At 60.8% G+C, this 21,937-nt stretch carries 21 protein-coding genes and 1 pseudogene; 8 read left to right on the forward strand and 14 right to left on the reverse strand.

What is annotated here, in order from left to right; translation table 11 throughout:
- Positions 1-129: pseudogene (locus HMPREF2656_RS03260) on the reverse strand (alpha-ketoglutarate-dependent dioxygenase AlkB); the annotation flags it as partial.
- A gap of 204 nt (positions 130-333) precedes the next feature.
- Here HMPREF2656_RS03260 and HMPREF2656_RS03265 point away from each other — a divergent pair.
- The gene (locus HMPREF2656_RS03265; protein ID WP_070451955.1) at positions 334-585 is read left to right on the forward strand and encodes a hypothetical protein; all 252 of its coding nucleotides are present in this window, start codon (positions 334-336) and stop codon (positions 583-585) included.
- Positions 586-640: 55 nt separating this feature from the next.
- Here HMPREF2656_RS03265 and HMPREF2656_RS03270 read toward each other — a convergent pair whose 3' ends face one another.
- The 5 genes from HMPREF2656_RS03270 to HMPREF2656_RS03290 form a co-directional block, all read right to left on the reverse strand.
- Complete coding sequence (locus HMPREF2656_RS03270) at positions 641-1,264, reverse strand: response regulator (RefSeq protein ID WP_070484946.1); 624 nt, start codon at positions 1,262-1,264, stop codon at positions 641-643.
- Positions 1,265-1,445: 181 nt separating this feature from the next.
- Positions 1,446-2,540: a sensor histidine kinase gene (locus HMPREF2656_RS03275; protein WP_070815840.1), complete on the reverse strand. Its 1,095-nt coding sequence runs from the start codon at positions 2,538-2,540 to the stop codon at positions 1,446-1,448.
- 424 nt (positions 2,541-2,964) lie between these two features.
- Positions 2,965-3,255, reverse strand: a complete 291-nt coding sequence (locus tag HMPREF2656_RS13280; RefSeq protein ID WP_070421984.1) for a hypothetical protein — start codon at positions 3,253-3,255, stop codon at positions 2,965-2,967.
- Between the two features lie 36 nt (positions 3,256-3,291).
- Positions 3,292-3,801, reverse strand: a complete 510-nt coding sequence (locus tag HMPREF2656_RS03285) for a hypothetical protein (RefSeq protein ID WP_141760995.1) — start codon at positions 3,799-3,801, stop codon at positions 3,292-3,294.
- Positions 3,802-4,010: 209 nt separating this feature from the next.
- A complete protein-coding gene (locus HMPREF2656_RS03290) occupies positions 4,011-4,319 on the reverse strand; it encodes a hypothetical protein (protein ID WP_070815842.1) in 309 nt (102 codons plus the stop codon).
- Between the two features lie 235 nt (positions 4,320-4,554).
- Between HMPREF2656_RS03290 and HMPREF2656_RS03295 the strand changes: the two genes are divergently transcribed.
- On the forward strand, positions 4,555-6,045 hold the full coding sequence (locus HMPREF2656_RS03295; protein ID WP_168167527.1) for an HNH endonuclease signature motif containing protein: 1,491 nt from the start codon (positions 4,555-4,557) through the stop codon (positions 6,043-6,045).
- A gap of 1 nt (position 6,046) precedes the next feature.
- Here the strand turns inward: HMPREF2656_RS03295 and thpR are convergent, their stop codons facing one another.
- A complete protein-coding gene (gene thpR, locus HMPREF2656_RS03300; RefSeq protein WP_070815843.1) occupies positions 6,047-6,589 on the reverse strand; it encodes an RNA 2',3'-cyclic phosphodiesterase in 543 nt (180 codons plus the stop codon).
- Between the two features lie 25 nt (positions 6,590-6,614).
- Between thpR and HMPREF2656_RS03305 the strand changes: the two genes are divergently transcribed.
- Positions 6,615-8,732 (forward strand): ATP-dependent RNA helicase, encoded by a 2,118-nt coding sequence (locus HMPREF2656_RS03305; protein ID WP_070815915.1) that lies wholly within the window; start codon positions 6,615-6,617, stop codon positions 8,730-8,732.
- Here HMPREF2656_RS03305 and HMPREF2656_RS03310 read toward each other — a convergent pair.
- Positions 8,710-9,354: a Rib/alpha-like domain-containing protein gene (locus HMPREF2656_RS03310; protein ID WP_070421980.1), complete on the reverse strand. Its 645-nt coding sequence runs from the start codon at positions 9,352-9,354 to the stop codon at positions 8,710-8,712. The two genes, HMPREF2656_RS03305 and HMPREF2656_RS03310, sit on opposite strands and share 23 nt — an antisense overlap.
- An 88-nt stretch (positions 9,355-9,442) precedes the next feature.
- Here HMPREF2656_RS03310 and HMPREF2656_RS03315 point away from each other — a divergent pair, with 88 nt between their 5' ends.
- Positions 9,443-10,810 carry a basic amino acid/polyamine antiporter gene (locus tag HMPREF2656_RS03315; protein ID WP_070484943.1) on the forward strand — a complete coding sequence of 456 codons (1,368 nt, stop codon included), beginning with the start codon at positions 9,443-9,445 and terminating at the stop codon, positions 10,808-10,810.
- On the opposite strand, the gene HMPREF2656_RS03320 is transcribed toward HMPREF2656_RS03315, so the two are convergent.
- Positions 10,781-11,530: a TSUP family transporter gene (locus HMPREF2656_RS03320; RefSeq protein WP_070815844.1), complete on the reverse strand. Its 750-nt coding sequence runs from the start codon at positions 11,528-11,530 to the stop codon at positions 10,781-10,783. The genes HMPREF2656_RS03315 and HMPREF2656_RS03320 overlap by 30 nt on opposite strands.
- Positions 11,531-11,548: 18 nt before the next feature.
- Here HMPREF2656_RS03320 and HMPREF2656_RS03325 point away from each other — a divergent pair, with 18 nt between their 5' ends.
- Complete coding sequence (locus tag HMPREF2656_RS03325) at positions 11,549-12,568, forward strand: AbrB family transcriptional regulator (RefSeq protein ID WP_141760996.1); 1,020 nt, start codon at positions 11,549-11,551, stop codon at positions 12,566-12,568.
- Here the strand turns inward: HMPREF2656_RS03325 and HMPREF2656_RS03330 are convergent.
- The gene (locus HMPREF2656_RS03330; RefSeq protein WP_246825101.1) at positions 12,565-14,196 is read right to left on the reverse strand and encodes a DUF885 domain-containing protein; all 1,632 of its coding nucleotides are present in this window, start codon (positions 14,194-14,196) and stop codon (positions 12,565-12,567) included. The two genes, HMPREF2656_RS03325 and HMPREF2656_RS03330, sit on opposite strands and share 4 nt — an antisense overlap.
- A 67-nt stretch (positions 14,197-14,263) precedes the next feature.
- Here HMPREF2656_RS03330 and HMPREF2656_RS03335 point away from each other — a divergent pair, with 67 nt between their 5' ends.
- The gene (locus tag HMPREF2656_RS03335; protein WP_070815847.1) at positions 14,264-15,328 is read left to right on the forward strand and encodes an ROK family transcriptional regulator; all 1,065 of its coding nucleotides are present in this window, start codon (positions 14,264-14,266) and stop codon (positions 15,326-15,328) included.
- Positions 15,328-16,080: a hypothetical protein gene (locus tag HMPREF2656_RS03340; RefSeq protein ID WP_083319419.1), complete on the forward strand. Its 753-nt coding sequence runs from the start codon at positions 15,328-15,330 to the stop codon at positions 16,078-16,080. The genes HMPREF2656_RS03335 and HMPREF2656_RS03340 overlap by 1 nt, the downstream gene beginning before the upstream one ends.
- A gap of 764 nt (positions 16,081-16,844) precedes the next feature.
- Here HMPREF2656_RS03340 and HMPREF2656_RS03350 read toward each other — a convergent pair.
- The gene (locus HMPREF2656_RS03350) at positions 16,845-17,984 is read right to left on the reverse strand and encodes a glycosyltransferase 87 family protein (protein ID WP_070815849.1); all 1,140 of its coding nucleotides are present in this window, start codon (positions 17,982-17,984) and stop codon (positions 16,845-16,847) included.
- Entirely contained in the window at positions 17,981-18,913 is a 933-nt protein-coding gene (locus HMPREF2656_RS03355) for a Sir2 family NAD-dependent protein deacetylase (protein ID WP_070815850.1), read from the reverse strand. The genes HMPREF2656_RS03350 and HMPREF2656_RS03355 overlap by 4 nt, the downstream gene beginning before the upstream one ends.
- A 36-nt stretch (positions 18,914-18,949) precedes the next feature.
- Here HMPREF2656_RS03355 and HMPREF2656_RS03360 point away from each other — a divergent pair, with 36 nt between their 5' ends.
- Positions 18,950-19,831, forward strand: coding sequence for a hypothetical protein (locus HMPREF2656_RS03360; RefSeq protein WP_070452012.1), 882 nt, complete (start codon positions 18,950-18,952; stop codon positions 19,829-19,831).
- Positions 19,832-19,973: 142 nt separating this feature from the next.
- Here HMPREF2656_RS03360 and amn read toward each other — a convergent pair whose 3' ends face one another.
- Together amn and HMPREF2656_RS03370 are read right to left on the reverse strand one after the other, a co-directional pair.
- Positions 19,974-21,332 (reverse strand): AMP nucleosidase, encoded by a 1,359-nt coding sequence (gene amn / locus HMPREF2656_RS03365; RefSeq protein WP_070815851.1) that lies wholly within the window; start codon positions 21,330-21,332, stop codon positions 19,974-19,976.
- 11 nt (positions 21,333-21,343) lie between these two features.
- Positions 21,344-21,934 carry a TetR/AcrR family transcriptional regulator gene (locus HMPREF2656_RS03370; RefSeq protein ID WP_070815852.1) on the reverse strand — a complete coding sequence of 197 codons (591 nt, stop codon included), beginning with the start codon at positions 21,932-21,934 and terminating at the stop codon, positions 21,344-21,346.
- Positions 21,935-21,937 lie beyond the last annotated feature (3 nt).

The raw sequence follows: 21,937 nt of genomic DNA on the forward strand, positions 1-21,937 counted from the left end.
GCCTACCCGTGGTTGGCGCATCGCCACCGGCGTGTCGGCAACCGACCTCGCTAATTCGCGCGCTTGTTCGATGATTTCCCGCTGCTCATCAGAGGTGAAAAACGCAGGTAGATGCACCACCCCAGGCATGACGCGGTTGGGTTTGCGTGGGATCACGGTGGCGTCGAAAAGCAATTGCTCCACCTTGCGTGTCGCGGTCGTTTTATATGATTTTCACACAATAACCCAAAGTGTTCGAATAGGCAACCGTATTACTTTTTATTTCTGCTGGTTAATCCCCTGACGCTCGTTCGTGTGTTCGATATTGCTATTGACGACCCTGCAAAGGGGGCCATGACCACGGCAATCGAACCGATGTTTCGCAACCAACGCACTAACGACCCGCACGCAAGCGGCGCCCAAGCGATCCGCGACATCTACTGGGGAATGTTCCGCATGTACACGTACGAAGGACACGTTGAAGACGACTTTTACATGATCTACCTCGACTGTCACTTTCTTGACGTAGCCGCGGCTTGCGGATTGGCAGAATGCGGACTGCACAGGCTTCGTGGCTGTAGTGGTCGTCTTCTTCGTGACTTCTAGCTGACGCCAAGAGCCTTTTTCCAGACAGCGAAAGTACTCCGCCGAAACAATTAGCTCAGTTCAGGAGAGCTATAAGTTCCGCCCTAGAGCTACAGTCCATTTTTTTCAGAAGAGAAGACACTATTTTCTTTATATAGGATTCAGAATAAAATAACTCTTTTGCTATTTGTCTATTGCTGTTTCCTCGGCGCAACAATTCCATGACAGCTTCCTCATTATCGGTTAATGAAGCGTGTGCCATTCGTTCGACAAACCGTCCCCACGGGGATTGAGCTACCAGCCGTTTCACGCATTGGGGTGAGAGACTGGTCCCTCCGTTAAGCGCATCTCTGAGTGCCTGAATAATTACCTGCGGAGGTTGTCCTTTAATGACGTACCCGGACGCCCCACGCGCAAGAGAAGTAATCATCGTGTCGTCAGTGTCGTAAGCTGTCATCACAACAAAAACAGGTGGTTCATCGAAACTGTTCGTCTGTTTCAGTAATTCGACTCCATCCATATCGGGCATGCGGACATCGGACAACACAACGTCACAGGTATGACTATCGAGCCATGTCAGCGCGCAGCGCCCGTTCGCGGCGGTGGCAACAACCTCTAGGTCTGGGGTTTTAGAGAAGTAAAGCGGAAAGGATTCCCGGATTACGGGATCATCATCAACAAGGAGGATCCTGGCGCTCATTTACTACACCAAGGATGGGTTTGACCTTTACTGCACCCCAGCCAGTCCTTAATAATCTGGTATGTATGAGTCACCGGTTTCCTCTCAGCGGGAGGTACCTCGACTGTTACGGGGGATCCTGCCACAAGGCTAACGGTAAGCATAAGAGAGATCACGGAATTCATATTTACGACGAAACCTTTCAGACGGGGACATGGAAAGTAATCGACCAACGGGCGTCAGCGCTATCCAGTGTCATGTTTCCGCCTACGGCGGCAATCGTTCGCTGCATAGATACTAAACCAAAATGGCTGGAACCAGCTCGCCCACGCCCCGGTCTATAAGTGTTAGCGAGAGTCACAATGATTTGTTTGGCATCTGCAGTTGCAGTCATTCTCACCATGGAATCAGGTACGGCATACTTGATGATATTGGCACTGGCCTCAGACAAACATCGACTGAGCGCCTTGTCGATAGACTCAGTGCCGGGATCCACGCTGATATTCGCGGTGGATTCAACATGAAATCCGGCCTCCTGAAGCGCGCGATTAGTTTGTATCAGTGTCGTGGTTAGCGCTGGCACAGTCGCTTGCTGATGATTGATCGCCTGGGCATTGAGCTCGTCCACTAACGCGCGAATACCGCCTATTGACTTACGCGCTGTGGTAGCACACTTCTGTAGAGCTTGCTCTATCTCCGGCGTGGCGATCGCCAATGCTTCAAGCCTAACAATCAGCGCAGTTAGATCAGCAGCTACCGTGTCATGGAGAAGCCCAGCTACTTCTGCCTTACGTTGGCGTATCTGGAGATGGCGTTGCCTTTCTTTTGTATTCACCGTGTTGATAAACCACCCAACGGCAAATGCGCAAACCATCATGAGGCTAAAGATGGTCACAGACTGCGAATCCACACTAAACGACTTTTTATCCGGGGAGTAAAACCCAAGTAGTGTCGTAAAAACTGCAAGGACTACTCCAGTCTTATACCTGCGTTGCGCAGTAACTACAGTAACCATCAGACCGGACGTCAACGTCACCAAATCTGGAGAACGAGCGGAAAAGCTTGCGACCGCAAACAGCGCAAGATGCCCCAGAGCGGCGACAGTAGGCCGATATGCCGCCAGAGGCAATGTAGCTGCTAGCAAGAAGAAAAGCACCCCAGTGCCAATGTCGACAGGTGCGACTACCGAAACGCGCAAGCCCCACAGAGTAAGAGCCAGCAAGCACAACACCAGCGCTATTACTACGCGGCCAGAATGAAACGCCTTAATAAACACATTAAGCACCCAGAGTTGCATCGATGGAAACCATAGAAGAACAGTGAAGCATGAAAGTTACGGTTCGTCCCGCCACCCAGCAATCGAATTTTCAACTATCAACTTATCGACGTTGAATCAAAAGCGATGCCAGAACCGGCCGATCAGAACCCCCAATATCCAATCGAAAAGCGAGGCGATAGCACTTCAAACTAGAGCACCCCTAGGCTTTGTTCCGCGACCCAAAGTACCTTTCCACTCTCCTTGATTCTCTCCCTCGTCGTTGGCCAGTGTGTAAGACAGCATCGCTAGAGATCACCCCCATTCTGAAGCCCATGGGGCGCTGTCCATGTTTTATCTGTTTGGCACCATCCCAGAGCCTCAACAAAAAGGGGGACAACGACCAGCAGTACCCGAACCAGGGAATTTGCCACCTTCGCGGTAAAACTTTCCCAAGATAAGCAAACTAGATAGGGTCGCATTTTCCATTTTTAGCATCTCGTTTCTGCAGCTCAACAATTGATTCGGTGAGCGAGAAGTCCGGATTGTCTTGTCGGAACTGCTTGATTGCAGACGCCGAGGGGATGGGTAGGCTCGAATCGATTTCTTGGGCCTTCGAGAGGTTTCTGTTTGGCTTTAGTCCCCACACTCCGATGATTGCGAGAACAAGCGCTAAGACGAACTGCCCCGTAACGATGGCCACTACTGCCGCCCCAATTGACAAACAAGACCCTATGTACTCTAGTTTTTCGAGCATATCTTCCTCTTGTGCAACTATTGCTACATGCGTGCGCTAGTCGAAGCACTTTTCCTGCACGCCAGCGATTCCTACGAGCTCCGCCGCGAGTGCACCGACAGCTCCACCGAGAGCTTGCAGCTTCTCGTAGCTGAAGCTCGCCCCCCACATGACGCGAACGGCTTCCGCCACTCCTCCAAGTTCTTTGATATAGCGCTTTATCTTGAGAAGTTTGGCGGCTCCAACCAAATTACCTGCGATCATCCCCGTAATTGCCCCAGTACACCCAAGAACACTGGCGTAAGTAGTTACCCCCGGTGTCCCTGTCACAAGGTTTTGCTGGACCCATGCTTGAGTAGCAGCATCACCTTGAAGGAGGACTTCATCTGGAATAGACATGATGGTTTTCAGGTCGGCTTCCATTTGCTGTGCCTGTTCGGCAAATGCAGGGTCAAATTCAGTGCTGGTGCCCGCTGCATGCTTCGTGGAAATCCCTTTACCATTGCTCTTTTGAGTGCTGATAGAGGGGGCGTCGGTGGGTAACGGAGTAGCGTACGCGGTTGACACTGACGCGACCGAGCATGCAATTGTCAGCGTGACTGCCCCTGCGAGGACACGATTACGGTGAAAAAACATAGTACCTCTCTAGTGGTGGACTGGATTGGAGACACTTTTGAAACTAACCGCCTACCTGCAGAAAGGGCAATAGCTCAGATCACTTCTGGAACTTTAGTATCCACAGTGGTTCCAAAGGTTGCACTCTTTTTTGGAGCGCCTTAGTCTTTTCGGCTCAAAAACAACTTGACGCTGTCGCCGTTGGCGCCCCAGGGAGTGGTGGGAAATAGATCAGTGGTTAAAGAATTCGCCCAAAACCACCCGAGCGACAGCATCCACGCATCCATCTGCCCTTTGCCTACCCGTGGTTGGCGCATCGCCACCGGCGTGCCGGCAACCGACCTCACTAATTCGCTCGCTTGTTCGATAATTTCCCGCCGCTCATCAGAGGTGAAAAACGCGGGTAAATACACCACCCCAGACATGACGCGGTTGGGTTCGCGTGGGATCACGGTGGCGTCGAAAAGCATCTGCCCAACATACCGTGTCGTGGCCGTTTTATATGATCTTCAAAATAGCCACCCAGGATGTTCGAACACCTGAACTCTTTATTCTTCATTATTCCGTTATACCCCCTTGCGTATAGCTTGTTTGTTCGATACTATAGCACCATCGACGAAAGGGGGGACCATGACAACGGCAACCGCACCACCGAAAATTTTCCGCAGTCAGCGACCAGATGATCCAGACAGCCGAAACGCTCAAATGATTCGCGATATTTACTGGACAATGTTCGGCGAGTACGCATATCCGGGCCTCGAGGTGGATGATTTCGACCTCACTGTTGAGAAGGTGCAATCGGCCACCAGTTGGAACAAGGGGTTTGTAAAGAACGCGATCCTCGGACATGCAGTCCTACAAGAACTTCCACGGCTTCGCGCGCTACAGAGCAACACACGGGTGATGGACATCGGCCACCTGACCGCTACATATACCGCGATCGAGGAGCTCGGCCCAGATCCAGACGAGGAAGCACTCGCGCTTATCGACGAGATCCTGGTTGACACCTTCACCCCCAAGCGCAACAACCAGCAGGTTCCGCAACGCAAGACGGTCACCGACCGCATCCGCGCTGCAATTAAACGCCTGGACAAGTCGCGCGGGTACAACGCAAAGAAGCGCGATGAACGCGAAAAGGACACTAGCGACACGTTCCGGATCGACTGCTTCTCATTCGGTGGAGAGGACCGCGCGTCGATAGAGATATTCACCAACCCAATCGCCGCAGGTCGCGTCGGCGCAAGTGTGAAGGCTGTCGCCCGCGAACATGGCATCAGCATGCCCGAAGCCGCTTTGAAGTTGCTGTGTGGTGAAATCGCCGGCACATCCGTCACACCGGTGCTCAACGTGTACAGCCCGAAAGACCGCGAGGAAGGCGACCCGGTTTTTCTGCCAGGTTTGGGTTGGACCGATGCTGAAACCACCGCAGCCTTCGAAGACTGGTTGGCGTCCACCGACCACGTCGAACGCGACCTCGACGCAGCAGCCGTACAGAAACTAGGTGGCTACGCCCCGAACGAGGCGATGCGTCACGCTGTCATCGCCCGTGACGGCACCTGCATTTACCCTGGCTGTAACCGCGCCGCTCAGCAGTGCCAGCTCGACCACCGCATCCCTTACGGCGAAGGTGGCGAAACCGCAGTGGAGAACCTGTTTGCACTATGCCAGCACCACCACAATCTGAAAACGGATCGTCGCGGGTTCTACATTCCCGATCCGGTCACCGGTGACATCGTCTGGCTTTTCGAGGACGGAACATACGAAATCTGCACGCCGGAAGGCCTCCTCCACGAGCAAGTCACTCCGACGAACCCGCGGTGGAAGTCCAGCCTGGCCAACGTACGTAAAAACCGTGCCCGGGCCGCCGAGTTCTACGCCAAAGGCCACCGAATCCTGGACATTTTCGACGACACCCTCGACGAAGAAGCAGCCACCACCGCGATCGAAGAACTCGAGCAGGAATACAACATGGAATTCCCATTCGCACCCGAAATGCCGTGGGAAGAGCCACTCCCTCCAGAACCGGACGACGAGGAACCGCCGTTCCCGGACCCGGAAGACTACTACCCAGAGGAAAACCCGTTCCACGAACAACCAAAGATTGATCTGCCTTACTTCGCTCACAGATTCAGATTTGATGACCTTAAAAACCTGGTGCTTGATATCGATGGGGACAACTTTGGACTGGCCACGTAGATCACCGCAGGTAGAACCTGTCCACCACGTCGTATTTCGGGCCGCCACTTCTCCCCTTGCCCAGGTGGGACTCGAGCAGGAGCACTTCGTCGACGGCGAATTCCGGTCCGGTGTAGATGGCGAGGGCGTGGGCGTGGTCGTCGAGAAGCATTGGGTCCCTGGTGCGGGTGCCGGTGCGGGCGACGGTGAGATGCGCACGTTGGCGGCGGCGGGCATCTGGGTCGAGTTGGCAGTCCGCCATGAGGTCTTTCAGAGGTGCTTTGTCGCCGCCGACGCCGATCCACATGGTGCGGCGTTCGAAGCAGCCGGCGCCCCGCAGATGCACGCGGAGGGGCCGAGTGAAGGCAGTCGCTTGGGAGAGATGATCGGTGACCAGGTCGGCGTCGTTGGGTTGGTTGCCGTAAAACGCCAGCGTGATGTGCCAATTGTCCGGGTCAGACCAGCGCACTTCGGTGCCGGAGAAGTCCCGGATGGGGCGCAGGGCGGTGATGAGGTGTTCGCGGACTTCGTCGGGTGGGACGATCGCTGCGAAGAGGCGTCTCATGGCCCACACGCTACCCTGGATTGCCATGTTCGACCTGGCGAAAATCGGCCGCGACCTACCGGTGTCGCGAGTCGTGGACAAGATCCCCCACCGCGGTCCCCTTGTGGTGGAAGCGCCGCCGGGTACGGGCAAGACGACGTTGATCCCGCCGGCGATCGCAAACATTGCAGGAAAGACGCTGGTCACGGTGCCAAGGAGGGTGGCGGTGCGGTCGGCGGCGAGGAGGCTTGCGTTTCTCGACGGCACGCCGCTCGGCACCAAAGTCGGTTACTCCATCCGCGGGGAGCACAAGGATGGCTCCGAGGTGGAGTTCGTAACCCCCGGGGTGTTGTTGAATCGCCTGCTCAAGGACCCCGGTTTGGAGGGGGTCGGTGCGGTGGTGATCGACGAGGTGCACGAGCGCCAACTGGACACGGATTTGGTGTTGGCGATGTGTATGGAGGTCGCGCTGCTTCGCGACGACCTCTACCTCACCGCCATGTCCGCCACCCTGGACGCGCAGAAGTCTGCCGACCATATGGGCGCGCAGGTCCTGTCCACGGAGGCGGTGACGCACCCACTGGACATCACGTATGCGCCCCACCCGGACAGGATCCGGGGCACGCGCGAGTTCTACAAACACGTGGCGCAACAGACGCACGGCACGGAGCGGACCTTGGTATTTGTGCCGGGTGTGCGCGAGGTGGATTTGGTGTGCGGGTTCCTGGACGATGCGGTCCCCCTCCATGGGAGGCAGAGCAGCAAGGAGCAGGATGAGGCGCTGAACGGGCCAGCGAGGGTGGTTGTGGCGACGTCGGTGGCGGAGTCGTCGATAACTGTGCCGGGCGTGCGCAAGGTGGTGGACGCAGGCCTGTCCAGGGTGCCCAAGAGAGATAACAGGGGCATGACGGGCCTGGTCACGGTGTCGGAGGCGAAGACGAGTGCGGATCAGCGTGCGGGTCGTGCGGGCAGGCTCGGTCCGGGCGAGGTTGTGCGGGTGTTTTCGCGCGACGATTACGCCAACTTCCAGGCGGACATCACGCCCGAGATCCTCACGGCGGATCTGACGGGTGCGTTGCTGACTATGAAGGCGTGGGCGTCGCCGGACCTGCCGCTGTTGGATCAGCCGAAGGACCTCACGGAGGCGGAGCAGAATCTGGAGGCGATTGGGGCGCTAAGCAACGGAAAGATCACCAGCTTTGGCAAGAGGTTGGCCAGTTTCCCGCTGGATCCGCGGCTGGGCGCGGCACTGTTGACGTTCGGTTCGCAGGCGGCGGGCACGATCGCGCGGCTTGCTGGTGAGGTGGATACGAAGCGGCTGCGCAGGCTTGTCGACGACAAAGGCCCGGCGGACCCCGGCGAGGTGATTGCGGCGGCGTTTCCGCAATGGATTGCGAAGAAGGTCGGCGAGGGCGAGTACCTGTTGGCGTCGGGGACGCGCGCGAAGTTCAACTCGCATAGTGAGTGGATCGCGGCGGCGGAGATCCAGCGCACACCGACACAGGTGATCATCCGAGATGCCGAACCGATCGCGTTTCCGCAGGACAGGGTGACCGAAACCAAGAAAGCAATGCTTGTCGACGACAAGGTACGCGGCCGGCTCATCACCTCCATCGGTGCGATTGAGCTCTCCTCCACCCCGATCAAACTGACTCCCGACGAGGCGGCGGAAGCGCTCACCCACCTGCGGTTTGAGGACTTCCCGCTCACCGACAAGGAGCAGCACCTGAAGGAACGGCTGGACTTCCTGCACGCCACCCTTGGGTGGCCGGATGTGAGCGAAGGGGACTATTCGGTTGAGGTTTCCGAGGTGGCGAAGGGGTCGTCGATAGGCAATTGCGATATGCGGGCGGCGATGTTGCGGCAACTGGATTGGAAGCAGGTCGCGGAGTTGGACCAGGTGGCGCCGAAGGAGTTTGAGTATGCGTCTGGCAGGCCGGTGAAGCGGGTGAAACTGCAGCACATGTTTGGCAAAAACGGCCAAACAGTCGCGGGTGTGAAGGTGCTGTACCACCTGCTGTCGCCTGCGGGTAGGCCGCTTGCGGTGACGGATGACCTGGACAGTTTTTGGGCGGGGCCGTACCAGCAGGTGCGCAAGGAGATGCGGGGCCGCTACCCCAAGCACGCGTGGCCGGAGGACCCTACTTCACACACTGGGAAATGATCGCGCCTGCGCCGGCGAGGCCTGCGACGGCGAGGATGGCGGCGATGCCGAGGTCAACGTCGCGGGAGTTGAGGTCCCGAAGTTTCAGATCGACGCTCAGGGCGTTCTCGACGACCAGGTTGAGGTCGTTCTGACGCGCGACCAGCGGCAGGCTCATCTGGGAAGCGAACCCAAGCGGCAGCAGCACGAGCAGTGGCAGGCCGACGCCGATGGCGGTAGCGGAGCACTTCGGGGAGACCTCGGGGGCGTATTCGACGAGTGCGTCGAGGATCGCGCCTTCCTGGTTGAGGTCGGTCGAAGCGTCCTTGCTGATGGTGACGCGGACGGGGAAGACTCGCTCGGTCTCGTCGGCAAGCACTGCGCGGACGGGCCACTCGTACACACCGGGGGTAACCCCCTCCCCCGGCGTGAGGTGGATGGAACCGTCGGGGTTCAAGGTTGCCCAACGCGGTAGGTCTTCGGCTTCGTACCAGGCTTCGCCGATGGGCAGGGGTGCCTCGATGGTGGCGGTCAGGCCCGGCACGACTGCTGTTTGTTTGTATCCGTCATCGGCATACGCTGGGGAAACGGTTGCCAACGACAGTGCAATGGCACATGTCATTGCCGCAATTTTCTTGCGCATTTGCCGCCTCCCTCAGTTGTTTATGCTTTAAACGTTCTGTATCGATTGATGATTGTAGTAGACAACCCCTGGGGTAGTGTTAGTCGCCATGACAAAGCGCACCGTTTCGGTCTGGACGCTGGTCTCCCTCATCATCGGATCGACCATTGGTTCCGGCATTTTCGCGCTCCCCCAAAACATCGGCTCGGTCGCGAGCCCCGGAGCGATGCTTGTTGGTTGGGCAATTGCCGGCGTCGGCATGTTGTCCATTGCTTTCGTGTTCCAGATCCTGGCGGTGAGGAAACCCCACCTGGACTCCGGCGTGTACGCCTACGTGCGCGCCGGCTTGGGTGACTTCATCGGATTTACCGCAGGTTGGGGCTACTGGCTCGGCTCGGTGATGGCCCAGGTTGGGTATGCCACCTTGTTCTTCGGCACACTGAGCCACTATGTGCCGGTGCTGCAGAACCGCTGGGTGTTGGCAATCGCGGTGTCCGCAATGAGCTGGCTGATCCTGTGGGGGCTGACGCGCGGCCTGAAGCAGGCGGCGGTGATGAACGTGGTCACCACCGTGGCAAAACTCGTACCCATCCTGGCGTTTATTGTGCTGGTGGCGTTCCTGGGGTTCTCGTGGGACCGCTTCACCACCGACTTCTGGGGCAACGCCAACAGTGCGCCGTTTAGCGCTCAGTTGAAGGGCATCATGCTGTACACGGTGTGGGTGTTCATCGGTATCGAGGGCGCGTCGGTGTACTCCAAGCAGGCTCGCCGCCGCAGCGATGTGGGCCGTGCGACCATCATCGGCTTCCTGTCGGTGTTGGCCCTGCTCGTGGCGGTGTCCACCCTGTCCTACGGTGTGCTCAGCCAGGAAGAGTTGGCGGCGCTGCCGGACAACTCGATGGGCGCCGTGCTTGAGGCAGTTGTCGGCCCGTGGGGTGGCGCGCTGGTCTCTATCGGTCTGTGCTTGTCGGTGCTGGGTGCGTACGTGTCGTGGCAGATGCTGTGCGCCGAGCCGATTGTGATGATGGCCCGCGATGGGTTGTTGCCCAAGCGATTGGCGACGACCAAGAACGCCCAGGTCCTGTCCACCATTGTGATCCAGTTGTTCGTGGTTGTGTTCTTTGTCTCGGCGGCGTCGTACAACGGCATGGTGCAGTTGGCCACGATCATGTACCTGCTGCCCTACATCTTCTCCTCCATCTACCTGGTGCTCATCGCGCGTGATCATCACGTTCACTTGGTGGTGGGGTTGATCGGTTCGGTGTACTCGCTATGGCTGATTTACGCGGCGGACCCGGTATACGTGCTGTTGGGCGCGCTGGCGGTGGTGCCGGGCATGGTGCCGTACGTTGCTACCCGGCGCGCCAACAACGAGCGTTCCTTCAACACCTTTGAGTGGTTCGTTGTGGCGTTGGTGCTGGTCGGTGCGGTTGCGGCCATTTATGGCCTAGCCAATGGCTCCCTGGTCCTTGAGTAGTTTCACGCACAGCACCACCACGAGGATGAGCAGGGCGACGCGCACCAGTTTGGAGCCGCCCTTGAGCACCGTTCTCGTGCCGATCTGCGCGCCGATCACGTTGGCAACAGCCAGAATCAGCGCCAGTTTCCAATCGATGTAGCCACCCACGCCAAAGACAATCAGCGCGCCGAGATTCGTGGCGGTGTTGACCACTTTGGCCATCGCCGCCGACTGGAGAAACTGCTGCGTGAAAATGGCGGTGAACGCCATGATCAAAAACATGCCAGTGCCCGGGCCGAAGATGCCGTCGTAGGCGCCGATCAGCGCTGCTGCTGCGACTCCCAGAGCAATTCTTATCGACGACACCCTTCTCTCCCCGGTCGTCCCAAACGTCGGTTTGACCACCACGAAGATGCCGACGGCGATTAGGAGGGTGATGATGATCGGGTTGGCGATGGAGTCGTCGATAAGCGAAACTGCAGTTGCTCCAAGCGCGGCGGCGATGCCTGCGATGAGGGCATAAATCCACGTGAACTTGGGCACCCCGACGCGGCGCACGAGCGAAACCGCGGCCGAGGCGGTGCCGCTGATCGCCGCAACCTTGTTGGTGGCGAGCACGGATGCGGCGGGCATGCCGGTCGTCGCCATGAGGATTGGGATGAGCACGAGGCCGCCGCCGCCGATCACCGCATCGATCCAACCGGCGAACGCTGAGGCAGCGATAAGGAAGGCGAGCATACGACTACTATGCACCACATGAACCGTTGGATCGTCGCTGCCCCGCTGTCGGTGCTGTGCGGTCTCGTGTTCACCTACCTTCACGTGCCGGCCGCATGGATTCTCGCCGGCATCGTTGGTGCTGGAACGGTCGCGATTGTCACTGAGCGTGACCTGCGGATCAACGAGCACCTGTTCACCCTTGCCCGCGGTGTGATTGGCGTGGTGGCGGCGCTGCCGCTGGTAGGAATTCCACCGGGTGATTTGCTGCCGTTCTTGGTCCCTGGCCTCATCGCGGCGGTGTTGGTGATTGCAGTGGCGTTCTTCGGTGGTTTGGTGTTGGCGAACCATGGTGTCTCCAGGAAGACGGGCGTACTGTCATTGCTGCCGGGAGGGGCGTCGCTGATGCCGGCGCTGGCTCGGGACCTCGGCGCGGACATGCGCTACGTCAGCCTGAGCCAGTACCTGCGCTTGCTGACGGTGTCGATAACACTGCCAGTGGTGGTGTCATTTTTGGATGCGCCCGCCGCCGGTGAGGTCACTCACCTTAAGCCCTATTGGTGGATGTGGTTGCTGGTGCCGGCACTGATCGGGGTGGGAATTCCACTCGGCAAGGTTTCTCGGCTGCCCAACCCGTCCATTTTCGGACCGATGCTGGTCACGGTACTGGTTGGGTCGTTCGCGGACTTCACCATTGTTCCCCCGGAACCACTGAGCATTACGGCATTCCTAGCGCTTGGCTGGATGTGCGGCGGCGGCCTGTCCGTGCCGGCGTTGAAGGCGTTTTCCAAACTGCTGCCGGCGACGATGGCCTACATCGTCGGCCTCATGGTGTTCTGTGCGGGCATCGGGTGGGTAGTAGCCAAGTGGCTGGGTCTGACCCTCTACGAGGGCTACCTCGCCACCACACCCGGCGCGCTCGAGACCGCGCTCGCCCTATCCGCAGAAGGCGGGGCCGGACCCGCCGTGGTAGCACTGCAGCTCATCCGGCTGATCTGCGTATTGATCTTCGCCGGGTTCGTCCCCCGAATCCTGAAACGAATCGAGCGAGACGACTAGTGCAGGATCGCGTGGGCCAGGATATCCATCGGCATTGAGCCCAGGCTCAGCGCCTTCGTGTGGAACTCGTCCTGGGTCATGCCGCGGCTGAGGGCCTGGTCGCGCAGGTCGATCCAGTCCTTGAAACCCAGGGCATACGACGGGGCTTGGCCCGGCCAGCCCATGTAACGGTCCAGCTCGAAGACCAGGTTGGCTTCCGCCATGGCGGTGTTGTCGCGCAGGAAGGCCTTGGCGTACTGGGCGTCCCACACGCCGGTGCCTTCCGGGGTGGTCTTCTTCAGGTGTACGCCGATGTCCACCATCACGCGCGCGAAGCGCAGACGCATGGAGTCGAGTAGGCCCATGCGGTAGCCGAGGTCTTCGCGGTAGCCATCCATGAGGTGCTCGGCGTAGAGCGCCCAACCTTCGCCGTGGGCGGAGTTCCAGCAGACGGAGCGTCGCCAAATGTTCAGTTCACCGCGGTTGAGCAGGGCGTAGGCGTGCTGCAGGTGGTGGCCCGGGATGCCCTCGTGGAACACGGTGGTCAACTCCTGCCAGGTGTGGAACGTCTCCTGGCCTTCTGGGACGGACCACCACATGGTGCCGGGGCGGATCATGTCGTCGCTTGGCGGGGTGTAGAAGATACCGCCGGAGCCGGCGCGGTCGATGGCGCACTCCACCGGGGGCATGCCCTCGGGGATCGGGAACACGTTGGCCACGTCTTCGTTGATGCTGTTCATCCAGGCGAGGAGGTTGTCGGTGCCGTGGATGGTGTAACGTTCGTCCTGGTTCAGGTGGCGGTATGCGGCGGCGACGGAGTCGTCGTCGTAAAGCTTGCGCGCGATCTGCTTCTGCTTATCGACGGTGCGCTTCAGTTCCTCCTGCGCCCAGGCGTAGCCCTCGTCGAGGTCCACATTGCGGCCGTGGAAAAGTTCGGCGAACAGTTCGTAGCGCTCGCGGCCCACGGCATCGTCGTGGGGCGACTTGGGTCCGAGTTCGGTGGAGAGCCAGTCGGCCATCTGTGTGAACGAGGCCTTCGCCTCTTCGACGATCTTGGACTCCGGCGGGAGGCCCAGTTCGTCGAGTTGAGAGTCGCTTTCGCCCAGCGCCTCGCACTGGTTGATCACGGCGTCGATCTGGCGGTGGGATGCCACATCGCCGGCAGAGGCAGCCTCTGCCAGGGATTCGCGGTAGCCGGCGAGCGCTGCCGGGATGCGCGACATGCGAGAGGCGATGGCGTCGAAGTCCTGCTCCGTCACGCGCGGCATCAGCGCGAACGAGTCGCGGATCTCCTGAATCGGCGAGTCGATGTTGTTCAGCTGGCGCAGGAGCTCGCCGCGGTGGTGAAGCTCGAGCTTCATACACAGGCGGTCGCGCAGGATGGCGGCTGTGAGGTTGTCTACGTCGTCGAAGTCGTCTTCGTCGTCGGAGTCATCGGTGGAGTCGTTCAACGCGTCAACGTCGGCGATGAGGTCGCGCATGCGGTCTGCGACCCGGTCCCAGTACTCGGGGGAAAAGTCCTGCAATTCGCCGTCGTGGCCATCGATGCCAATCTGGGTTGCCAGCGTGGGAGAGATGGCTGCGAGGTCGTAAACGAAATCCTCGCAGGTGGCGTCGAGAAGCGACGGCTCGCGCATGGGTTGGCTCATGCTGGGCGATTGTATAGGAGCTGGCCAAATGGACAATTCGTCGCACCATCCAGTAAATATATTCATCATGACTTGGGCTTCGTTTTCTCGTCCACGTACCCCCGCGGCGAAATGCCTGCACCTCATTCGCCTGCAGGAACTCACCTCCCGCAGCGAGCTCGTCCGCGCGACCGGCCTGTCCCAGCCCACTGTCACCCGCGCAATCGCGGCGCTTGTCGACGCCGGATACGTCACCGAACGCAACGACCTCACCCAATCCCAAGGCCGTGGACGGCCCACCATCCCCCTCGAACTCGCCGAAACCACCGAAACGCACGCGGGTGTGTCCGTGGGCACCGACTCCACCTACATCGCCCTGTTCGACCTCAAGGGCCGCACCCTGCGCAGCGTGGACGTGGACCTGCCGGTCTCGCGTATGAGCGAGGACGACTTCATCCAGCACATCATGGCCGGCCTGAACAAACTGACCACCAGCGTCGGCCGCCCGCTCGCCACCGTGGGCGTGACCACATCCGGCACGGTGCGCGGCAGCGGCGACGTCTACGCCCCCAACCTGGGGTGGGACGGGGTGAACATCGGCGATCAGATGCGCGAGCAGTTCTCCGTGCCGGTGCAGGTCACCTCGATTTCCAGCGCGATTGTCGGCTCTGAGATGCAATCCACTGCGGACCTGGACACCCCGTCGGTCATGGCGCTGTTTGCCGACGACTCCCTCGCCTGCGCCATCTCCAGCCCCGAAGGGGTCAACCCCATCGAGGTCGAGCAGGGCGAGCTGACCACCCAGGGCCTGCTGGACGCCATCGATGTGCCCACGATCCGCACCCTGCGCCAGGCGGTGGAGGACGCCGGGGAGGCAACCCGTTCCGCGCTCGACAGCCGCGCCCGCGGCCTGGGCACGCTCGTGGCTGGGCTGTGCTCCGACCACTGCCCCAACACGGTGGTTGTCGCAGGCAGTGCGTTTATCGACGACCCCCTCGCCTCCGCCCCCTTCGCCCGCACTGTCCGCGAACACATCTCCGGGCCCATCGACCTGCGCCTGATCCCCAGCCACAAAGACGTCGTGCGCGACATCGCCCGCGCCGTGGCGTTGGATTACGTGCTTCGCGAGCCCCTGGCGGTTGCGGGGGCGTAATGCGCAAGGTCGCCTGGGTTATTCCCCTGCTGCTGGCCGGCTGCTCCGCAGAGGCTCCCGTTGAGCCGCTGCAGACCGAGGCAGTACCGACGCATTCGCAGGAGCAGTATGAGGGCCTTGAGGGGGTCGTCGCAAAGATTGAGGAGGCGACAAACACCGAGGTGGGCGTCGCGCTTTACGACGGCACCACCCTCACCAAAGCCGGCTCCCTGGACACCCTACCGGCCTGGTCCACCATCAAAATCCCCATCGCACGCGCCGCCGAACGGCACTGCGAATACGACCACGCCACCATCGCGGACTTCACCCAGGCCTCCATCGAATGGTCCGACAACGACTCCGCCCGCGCCCTATGGGACTGCATGGGCGACGACCTCGAAGCCGCCAAACTCGTCGGCGAGGAAATCGAAAAAGCCGGGCCGCACGTCAACGTGCGCGGCGCGTTTGGCACCACCAGCTGGACGTTCGCCGACCAGGCGAAATATGCCCACTACTTAAGCACCCGCGACCAATCCCAACCCGTCCTGGCGGACATGCGCAACATCACCGAAGACCAGGCCTACGGGCTCGGCCAGTTGGGGGTTCCGTTCAAAGGCGGCTGGTCAGACGTGGAGGAAGACGGCTCCTGGCACACCCGCCAACTCGGCTGGATCAAACACGTTGGGGTAGCCATCGGCGCGCGCAGCGCCGACGGCAGCTACGAGGACACCATGGATGCCCTCGACCAAGTCGCCGAGGCTATCGCCCCATAAACTTATCGGCGATCGGGCGCAGGTATGGCTCGATGAACTTCACAATTGCAGCCAGGATCGATAGCACTGTCAACACAATGCTCACGGTCCGGCGCACGTCGTCCGGCGACTTATCGCCGACACCCGCGAAGACCAACTTCTTCGGCGTGGTGTTCGGGGTTTCGTTGCCATCCGCCGGACGGTGCAGAACCACCTTCTGGGAACCCTGCGGCATGGATTCCACGTCGGTCGGCTTGTATCCCACCACCGCAGCCGATGCCTCGCCCTCAGCGGTGACCGCACCGGCGAAACCGACACGAGTCACGGTGGGGTTCAGGAACGTGTGCAGGTGGCCGGTCATGCTGTTCTTGTCGTCGGACCACTTGCCGTTCAGACGCTTCAGGTCCGCCAGCTCGCCATAGCCCCACCCCTGCATGGCGCGGCTCATGTTAGCCGTGCTGTGCAGGTTCGCGCCCCAGCCTCCTTTGCCGCCGATGGTGGCGGTGTCCTCCGGGCCGCAGTTGTCCGTACACGTTGCGTTGAACGGGCGGACGTGCGCGAACTTCTTCGCCGACTCCACCGCACGCTGCAGTGCGATCAGGTTGTAGCCGGTGTCCAGTTGCACCGCGTTGACGTACTTCTCGCGGGTATCCAGACCCTGTTCTGCAGCAACCGTGCGGAGCGGTTTTCCGTCGTACGGCACGTTCTGGTCCCACATGTCGCCGCGGAGCTTGCGCAGTTCACTGATGCCGGTTTCCGCATCGTTGGTCAGGTTGAACTTCGTCTCAAGCGCGATGACCTGGTCGGCGGGCTGGTTGAGTTCCACGCCGGTAACGGGGGCCGGGTCGGCGGAGGCTGCGGGGGCGAGGACGAGTGCTGTGGCTGCCGCGGTCGCTGCGGCGTATAAACGGATGCGCATAACCCGAGGGTAGCGCGTACCACGCCATAAAGAGCACTGGCACGGCAATGTAAAGGAACTGCGGGGCGCCAGGCCAGAGCACTACCGAAGCGTACGGGGCCATCAGCACCATGAGCGCCACCGAGCCGTAGCGTTCGAAGACGAACACGCCAAGCGGCACGATCCATACCCAGTGGTGGTACCAGGAAAACGGGCTAACCAGGCACGCGGTCAGGCCGATGAAGGAGACGGCGAGGGGTGCGGGGGCTCGTCGACAAGCAAGGAGCGCAAGGATGGTCACGGCGGCACACAGCGTGAGCCACAGCAGCGTCGAATCCATCCCGGCGCGGGCCAGCACTTGGCGTATGGACTGCGCCCCCGGATTCTCGTCCACCCCAATCCGTTGCGTGCTGAAGATCGCGCGCGTCCAAAAGTTCGGCGCGTCCACCACATTCATCCCGCTCGCCGCAGTGCACACGAACGTGAACGCGGCAACGAATGCCGAGCCCCACCTGCGCTGATAGATCAACAACACGATGAAAAACGCGGGCGTGAGCTTGATCCCCGCAGCCAGGCCCGTCCCGATGCCCGGCAGCCTGTTCTTCGCCAGGAAATCCAGGCACACCAGCCCCATGAGCAGCAGGTTCACCTGCCCGAAGTACAGCGTGCCCTGCACCGGCTCCGTGCACAGCACGAAAAAGGCCACCAGCGGCACCACGTGCTTCTTGCTTATCGACGACCCCCACACCACCCCGGCCAACACCACCACACTGACCAACTTCCAGGCGACGCCGAACCACTCCTCGGTTGGCAGCCACGAAAACACCACGCCCGCAAACGGCGGATACGTAAACGGCAAGCCCGGCAACAGGTCGTGCGCATAGAGCGGCAGGTGGTCCTTCACCTGCTGCCCGCCCAGCACGTAGACGTGGAGGTCACTTGGGTAGGCGGTGGAAAACGCAGTCTCCAACGGCGTAGTGACGTAACGATAGACCGCTACTGCAAGAACAATGAGCAGGAGAATCACAAGTCGAGCCCGTCCAGGATCGCATCCATGGCGTCAGCGACGTCAGTGCGCCACAGCGTGTCCACCTTCGTATCCGCACGCCCCGGCCCGCCATTGATCACAGCGGTAGGTTTGCCCTGCTTCTTCGCATCCAGAATGAACTTGTAGCCGCTCATCACCGCAAGCGACGTGCCAATCGCAACCACCCCCGTCGACTCCGCCAGCCACTGATCGGCCGGTGTTCGCGTGGCCTTTGGCACGTTCTCACCGAAGTAGACCACGCTAGGCTTCAGGCGCTCCGAACCACAGTTCGGGCACGTGATCATGCGGAAGCGCTCCACGTCCTCTTGGCGCAGTTCCACGTCGCCGTCCGGGTTGATCATCGTCCCGACCACCTCGACAGAATTGAAGTAGTTGGGGTTGGCGGCGGTGAGGAGGTCGTCGATAAGCGATCGCTCATGCATCACATTGCAGTCCAGGCACACCACATGCTCCATATCGCCATGCAACGCAATCACGTTTCGCGAGCCCGCCTGTGTGTGCAGTCCATCGACGTTTTGCGTGACAATGCCACGAATCAGGCCGGCCTGCTCGAGCTCCGCAAGCGCAAAATGCGTCCGGTTCGGTCGCGCCGCCCGCATGAACTGCATACCGACGAACGCACGCGCCCAATACCGACGCACCTGACGCGGCGAATGCGCGAACTCCTGAAACGTCATCGGACGGCCCTTGGTCAAACGGCCGGTTTCGGAGCGATAGTCGGGAATGCCCGAATCCGTCGACACGCCCGCGCCCGTGATGACCAGCGTTTTTGGGTTCCTTAACTGTTCTATGACGCGTTGTTGTGGGTTCGGGGTCGGCGTTGCCGTTTCCTTGACCACCCGCTCAATCGAACGCACAGCGGACCGATGCGCCATCGCAATCGCGGGGTCGTCGAAGAAAGTTTCCATCGCCAGGCAGTGTACAAACCACCTAGGATTTCCCGCATGGGGGAATGGAAAACCGAAATCAGAACCAACCTTGTCGACGTCCGAGGGCAGACATATCTCAGCAGCGACCTGCTTCGCCTATCCACGTCACACGCGCTGGCGCGCCGCTCGTTCGACGCCTTGAAGGTCCACCAGCAGCACTGGGCCCGGGCCTACTGCGCGGGCCTTGCCGTCCACGCCGCCGTGATCACCGGTCGCGCCTCCGCGTACCTCAACGACATGTGGGTCGTGAACACGCCGCTAGACCAGGTCGCGCTGGTGTTGCCGTCGGTGCCGCGGCGCTCAACATGGCCCGCCGGCGTACGCTACGTGCAACGCACACTCCCCGCCTCCCGGATCCGCCGCGGGGAAGCCATGTCCACTACGTCACCATTGCAAACCTTTCTAGACATTGCCCGCCTCGACGGCTTCACCCACGCACTCGTCGCCGCAGACTGGCTCGTCCAACGCGGTGGCTTCACACCGGCCCAGCTTCAGCACCTCGTCGAAACTGAGCCGCGCTTCCCAGGCAAACCCGCCGCCCGCCTGGCCGCGCAGCACGCGTCGACCCTGTCCGAATCCGCACCCGAGGCCTACGCGCGCGCCCTGCTCATCGAAGCCGGCATCACCGACGTCCGCGCCAACGTCACACTCACCCGGTGGAGGTACCGCGTTGACCTGCTGATTAACGGGTGGTTGGGAGTTGAGATCGATGGGCGCGTGAAGTACGACGACACCACCTTCGGCCCTGCGCACAAGGCACTTCTCGACGAGAAAACGCGCGCCGACCGCCTCGGCAACGCCGGCCATCCCCTGCTCCGGTACGCGCCGCGCTACCTGGAGGAGCACCCCGAGGAGTTCGTCGGGGCGGTGCGGGCGCGCCTCGAACTTGGCCGTTAGGTGTGCGGGGTTTGTTCATATGCAGGGCTCGATATGCGTAAGTGCAGGTCAGCGCGTTTTCAGAAATTTCGGCCAATTTTCCGCAAAACGCCGTGACCAGGGGTTACGCATATCGAGCCCTGCATATGAAGCCGCGAAGGGCCTACCGGAACGGGACCTCACCGATCGTGCGGCGCAACTTCCGGGTGCGCAGGCGTTCGGGGCGCCGGGCAAGCTTCTCCATCGCACGCACGGCACACATGACGTGGGCTTCCTTCGAGTTGGAGTAGAACGCCTGGGCGCCGGCGGGCAGTTTCGGCACAGCGTGCAACGGCAGGTCGGATACGGCCAGCAGGGTGCCGTAGGGGACGCGGTAGCGGTAGCCGTTGGCGGCGATTGTGCAGGACTCCATGTCTACGGCTGCGGCGGTGGATCCCCGGAGCCATTCCCACAGGTCCTGCGGGTCTTTCCACTCCCAGTTCCGGTCGCCGGTGGACAGGACGGTGCCGGTGCGCATCAACGACGTGTCGTCGCCGTACACCTTGGTCACGGCCTTTTCCAGGGTGCGTTGCACTTCGGGGACGGCGGGGATGGGCAGTTCGCGGCGCAGGTAGTCGTCGAGAACGTGGTCGTGGCGTTCGTAGGCGTTGCCGAGGATGAGGTCGCCGATGCGCATGCGGGCGTCCAGGCCGGCGCAGTGGCCGATCATGATCCACGCTTCCGGACGCAGAACGGCCAGCGAGTCGGTGATGGTTTTGGCGTTGGAGGGGCCGACGCCGATGTTGATCATGGTGATGCCGTCGCCGTTTTCGGTGATCAGGTCGTAGCGCGGCATCTGGAACTTCGACCCCAGCTCCAGGTCCTCGAGCGCGACGGTGTCGGAAACTGTTTCGCCGGAGGGGAGGACGAGGCGGGTGTAGCGCGAGTCGGGGTCGGAAAGTTCACGCAGGCCGAAGCGCACGAATTCGGTGACGTGCATGGCGTAGTTGGTGAACAGGATGTAGCGCTGCAGGGTGTCCACGTCGATGCCGGTGTAGTGCTCGAGTCGCGCGATGGCGAGGTCGAAGCGTTGCGGGCCGAAGTGGAACAGGGGTTTTTCCGGACCGTGGAAGGCGTCCCAGTGGCCGTCGACAATGGCGTCGTGGACGTCGTCGAGGGCGGGTCGGGGCAGGTTGCGTGTTTCGTCGATAGGCGGTGTGCCCTTGATGTAGGCGGACGGGATGACGATATCGGAGTACTCCACACGCATGGAGCACGGATAGTTCGAGGTCAGCGCCTCGAGTTGGGCGGTGAGGTAGTCCTCGAGCAGGTCGGGGCGGGAGAGGACGGCGGAGTAGGTGCCGGCTTTGTCGACGTAGCCGAAGGTTTTGGAGCGGTCGATGGGGCGCCATTCGAGCACGTCAACGGTCAGTTTGGGGTAGCGCACTTCCCCGTAGCGTTCGAAGTCCCCGGCGCGTGCGATGTCGCACGACGTGTTGTACAGGGCTTTTAGCTTCTCGACGACCTCACGTACCTGGTTCATACCCCGCCAGGCTACTCACGAATGAGCACGCGGCGCACGGCTTCGGCGCGGCGACCAAACTCCTCTGCGGGAACGCCTTCGCGGATGCACTGCTCAATGAGTTGCTGCATGCCTGCGATGTAGAACCGGGCCATATCGTCGACAAGCTTCATGTCCGCGTTTTCCCAACGGGCGGCGCGGGGCAGGAGTTGTTCGCGCATGGTAGGCAGCATGACCTCGTAGACCTGGTTATCCAGGAGGCTGTGGATCGGCGAGTCGATGATGCGCGTGGCAGCGGTGTAGTGACCAGCGGTCGCCTGTGCCAGTGCAGTGACCGACGCTTCAAAGTTCTTGTCAATGCTGAATCGTTCCGCGAAACTGCCGTAGGCCGCCAAGACCCACTGCGCTGCGGTGGCGAGCACGAGGGCGTCGCGGTCCTCAAAGTGCTGGTAAAACACCTGACGGCTCACGCCTGCTTCTTTCACGATTTGCGAGACATTCAGATCAGCGACCTCGTAGTCGTTGAGAAGGCGCATGGTGGCGTCGATAAGCGCCTTTCGCGTGCGCAGCGCGCGCGGGTCTTGGCTGTCCGAGCGGCGGCCCGGGAGGGTAGTTTCAGTCATCCC

This window comes from Corynebacterium sp. HMSC034B08 (assembly GCF_001835805.1).
Taxonomy (GTDB): Bacteria; Actinomycetota; Actinomycetes; order Mycobacteriales; family Mycobacteriaceae; genus Corynebacterium; species Corynebacterium coyleae.

Coding starts and splice junctions, on each gene's coding strand:
- thpR (WP_070815843.1), bottom strand. CDS start 6,589: ATGAGACGCCTCTTCGCAGCGATCGTCCCACCCGACGAAGTCCGCGAA.
- HMPREF2656_RS03275 (WP_070815840.1), bottom strand. CDS start 2,540: ATGCAACTCTGGGTGCTTAATGTGTTTATTAAGGCGTTTCATTCTGGC.
- HMPREF2656_RS03310 (WP_070421980.1), bottom strand. CDS start 9,354: ATGCGCAAGAAAATTGCGGCAATGACATGTGCCATTGCACTGTCGTTG.
- HMPREF2656_RS03290 (WP_070815842.1), bottom strand. CDS start 4,319: ATGCTTTTCGACGCCACCGTGATCCCACGCGAACCCAACCGCGTCATG.
- HMPREF2656_RS03320 (WP_070815844.1), bottom strand. CDS start 11,530: ATGCTCGCCTTCCTTATCGCTGCCTCAGCGTTCGCCGGTTGGATCGAT.
- amn (WP_070815851.1), bottom strand. CDS start 21,332: ATGAACCAGGTACGTGAGGTCGTCGAGAAGCTAAAAGCCCTGTACAAC.
- HMPREF2656_RS03355 (WP_070815850.1), bottom strand. CDS start 18,913: ATGGAAACTTTCTTCGACGACCCCGCGATTGCGATGGCGCATCGGTCC.
- HMPREF2656_RS03270 (WP_070484946.1), bottom strand. CDS start 1,264: ATGAGCGCCAGGATCCTCCTTGTTGATGATGATCCCGTAATCCGGGAA.
- HMPREF2656_RS03370 (WP_070815852.1), bottom strand. CDS start 21,934: ATGACTGAAACTACCCTCCCGGGCCGCCGCTCGGACAGCCAAGACCCG.
- HMPREF2656_RS03295 (WP_168167527.1), top strand. CDS start 4,555: ATGATTCGCGATATTTACTGGACAATGTTCGGCGAGTACGCATATCCG.
- HMPREF2656_RS03265 (WP_070451955.1), top strand. CDS start 334: ATGACCACGGCAATCGAACCGATGTTTCGCAACCAACGCACTAACGAC.
- HMPREF2656_RS03315 (WP_070484943.1), top strand. CDS start 9,443: ATGACAAAGCGCACCGTTTCGGTCTGGACGCTGGTCTCCCTCATCATC.
- HMPREF2656_RS03360 (WP_070452012.1), top strand. CDS start 18,950: ATGGGGGAATGGAAAACCGAAATCAGAACCAACCTTGTCGACGTCCGA.
- HMPREF2656_RS03340 (WP_083319419.1), top strand. CDS start 15,328: ATGCGCAAGGTCGCCTGGGTTATTCCCCTGCTGCTGGCCGGCTGCTCC.
- HMPREF2656_RS03330 (WP_246825101.1), bottom strand. CDS start 14,196: ATGAGCCAACCCATGCGCGAGCCGTCGCTTCTCGACGCCACCTGCGAG.
- HMPREF2656_RS03335 (WP_070815847.1), top strand. CDS start 14,264: ATGACTTGGGCTTCGTTTTCTCGTCCACGTACCCCCGCGGCGAAATGC.
- HMPREF2656_RS03305 (WP_070815915.1), top strand. CDS start 6,615: ATGTTCGACCTGGCGAAAATCGGCCGCGACCTACCGGTGTCGCGAGTC.
- HMPREF2656_RS13280 (WP_070421984.1), bottom strand. CDS start 3,255: ATGCTCGAAAAACTAGAGTACATAGGGTCTTGTTTGTCAATTGGGGCG.
- HMPREF2656_RS03325 (WP_141760996.1), top strand. CDS start 11,549: ATGAACCGTTGGATCGTCGCTGCCCCGCTGTCGGTGCTGTGCGGTCTC.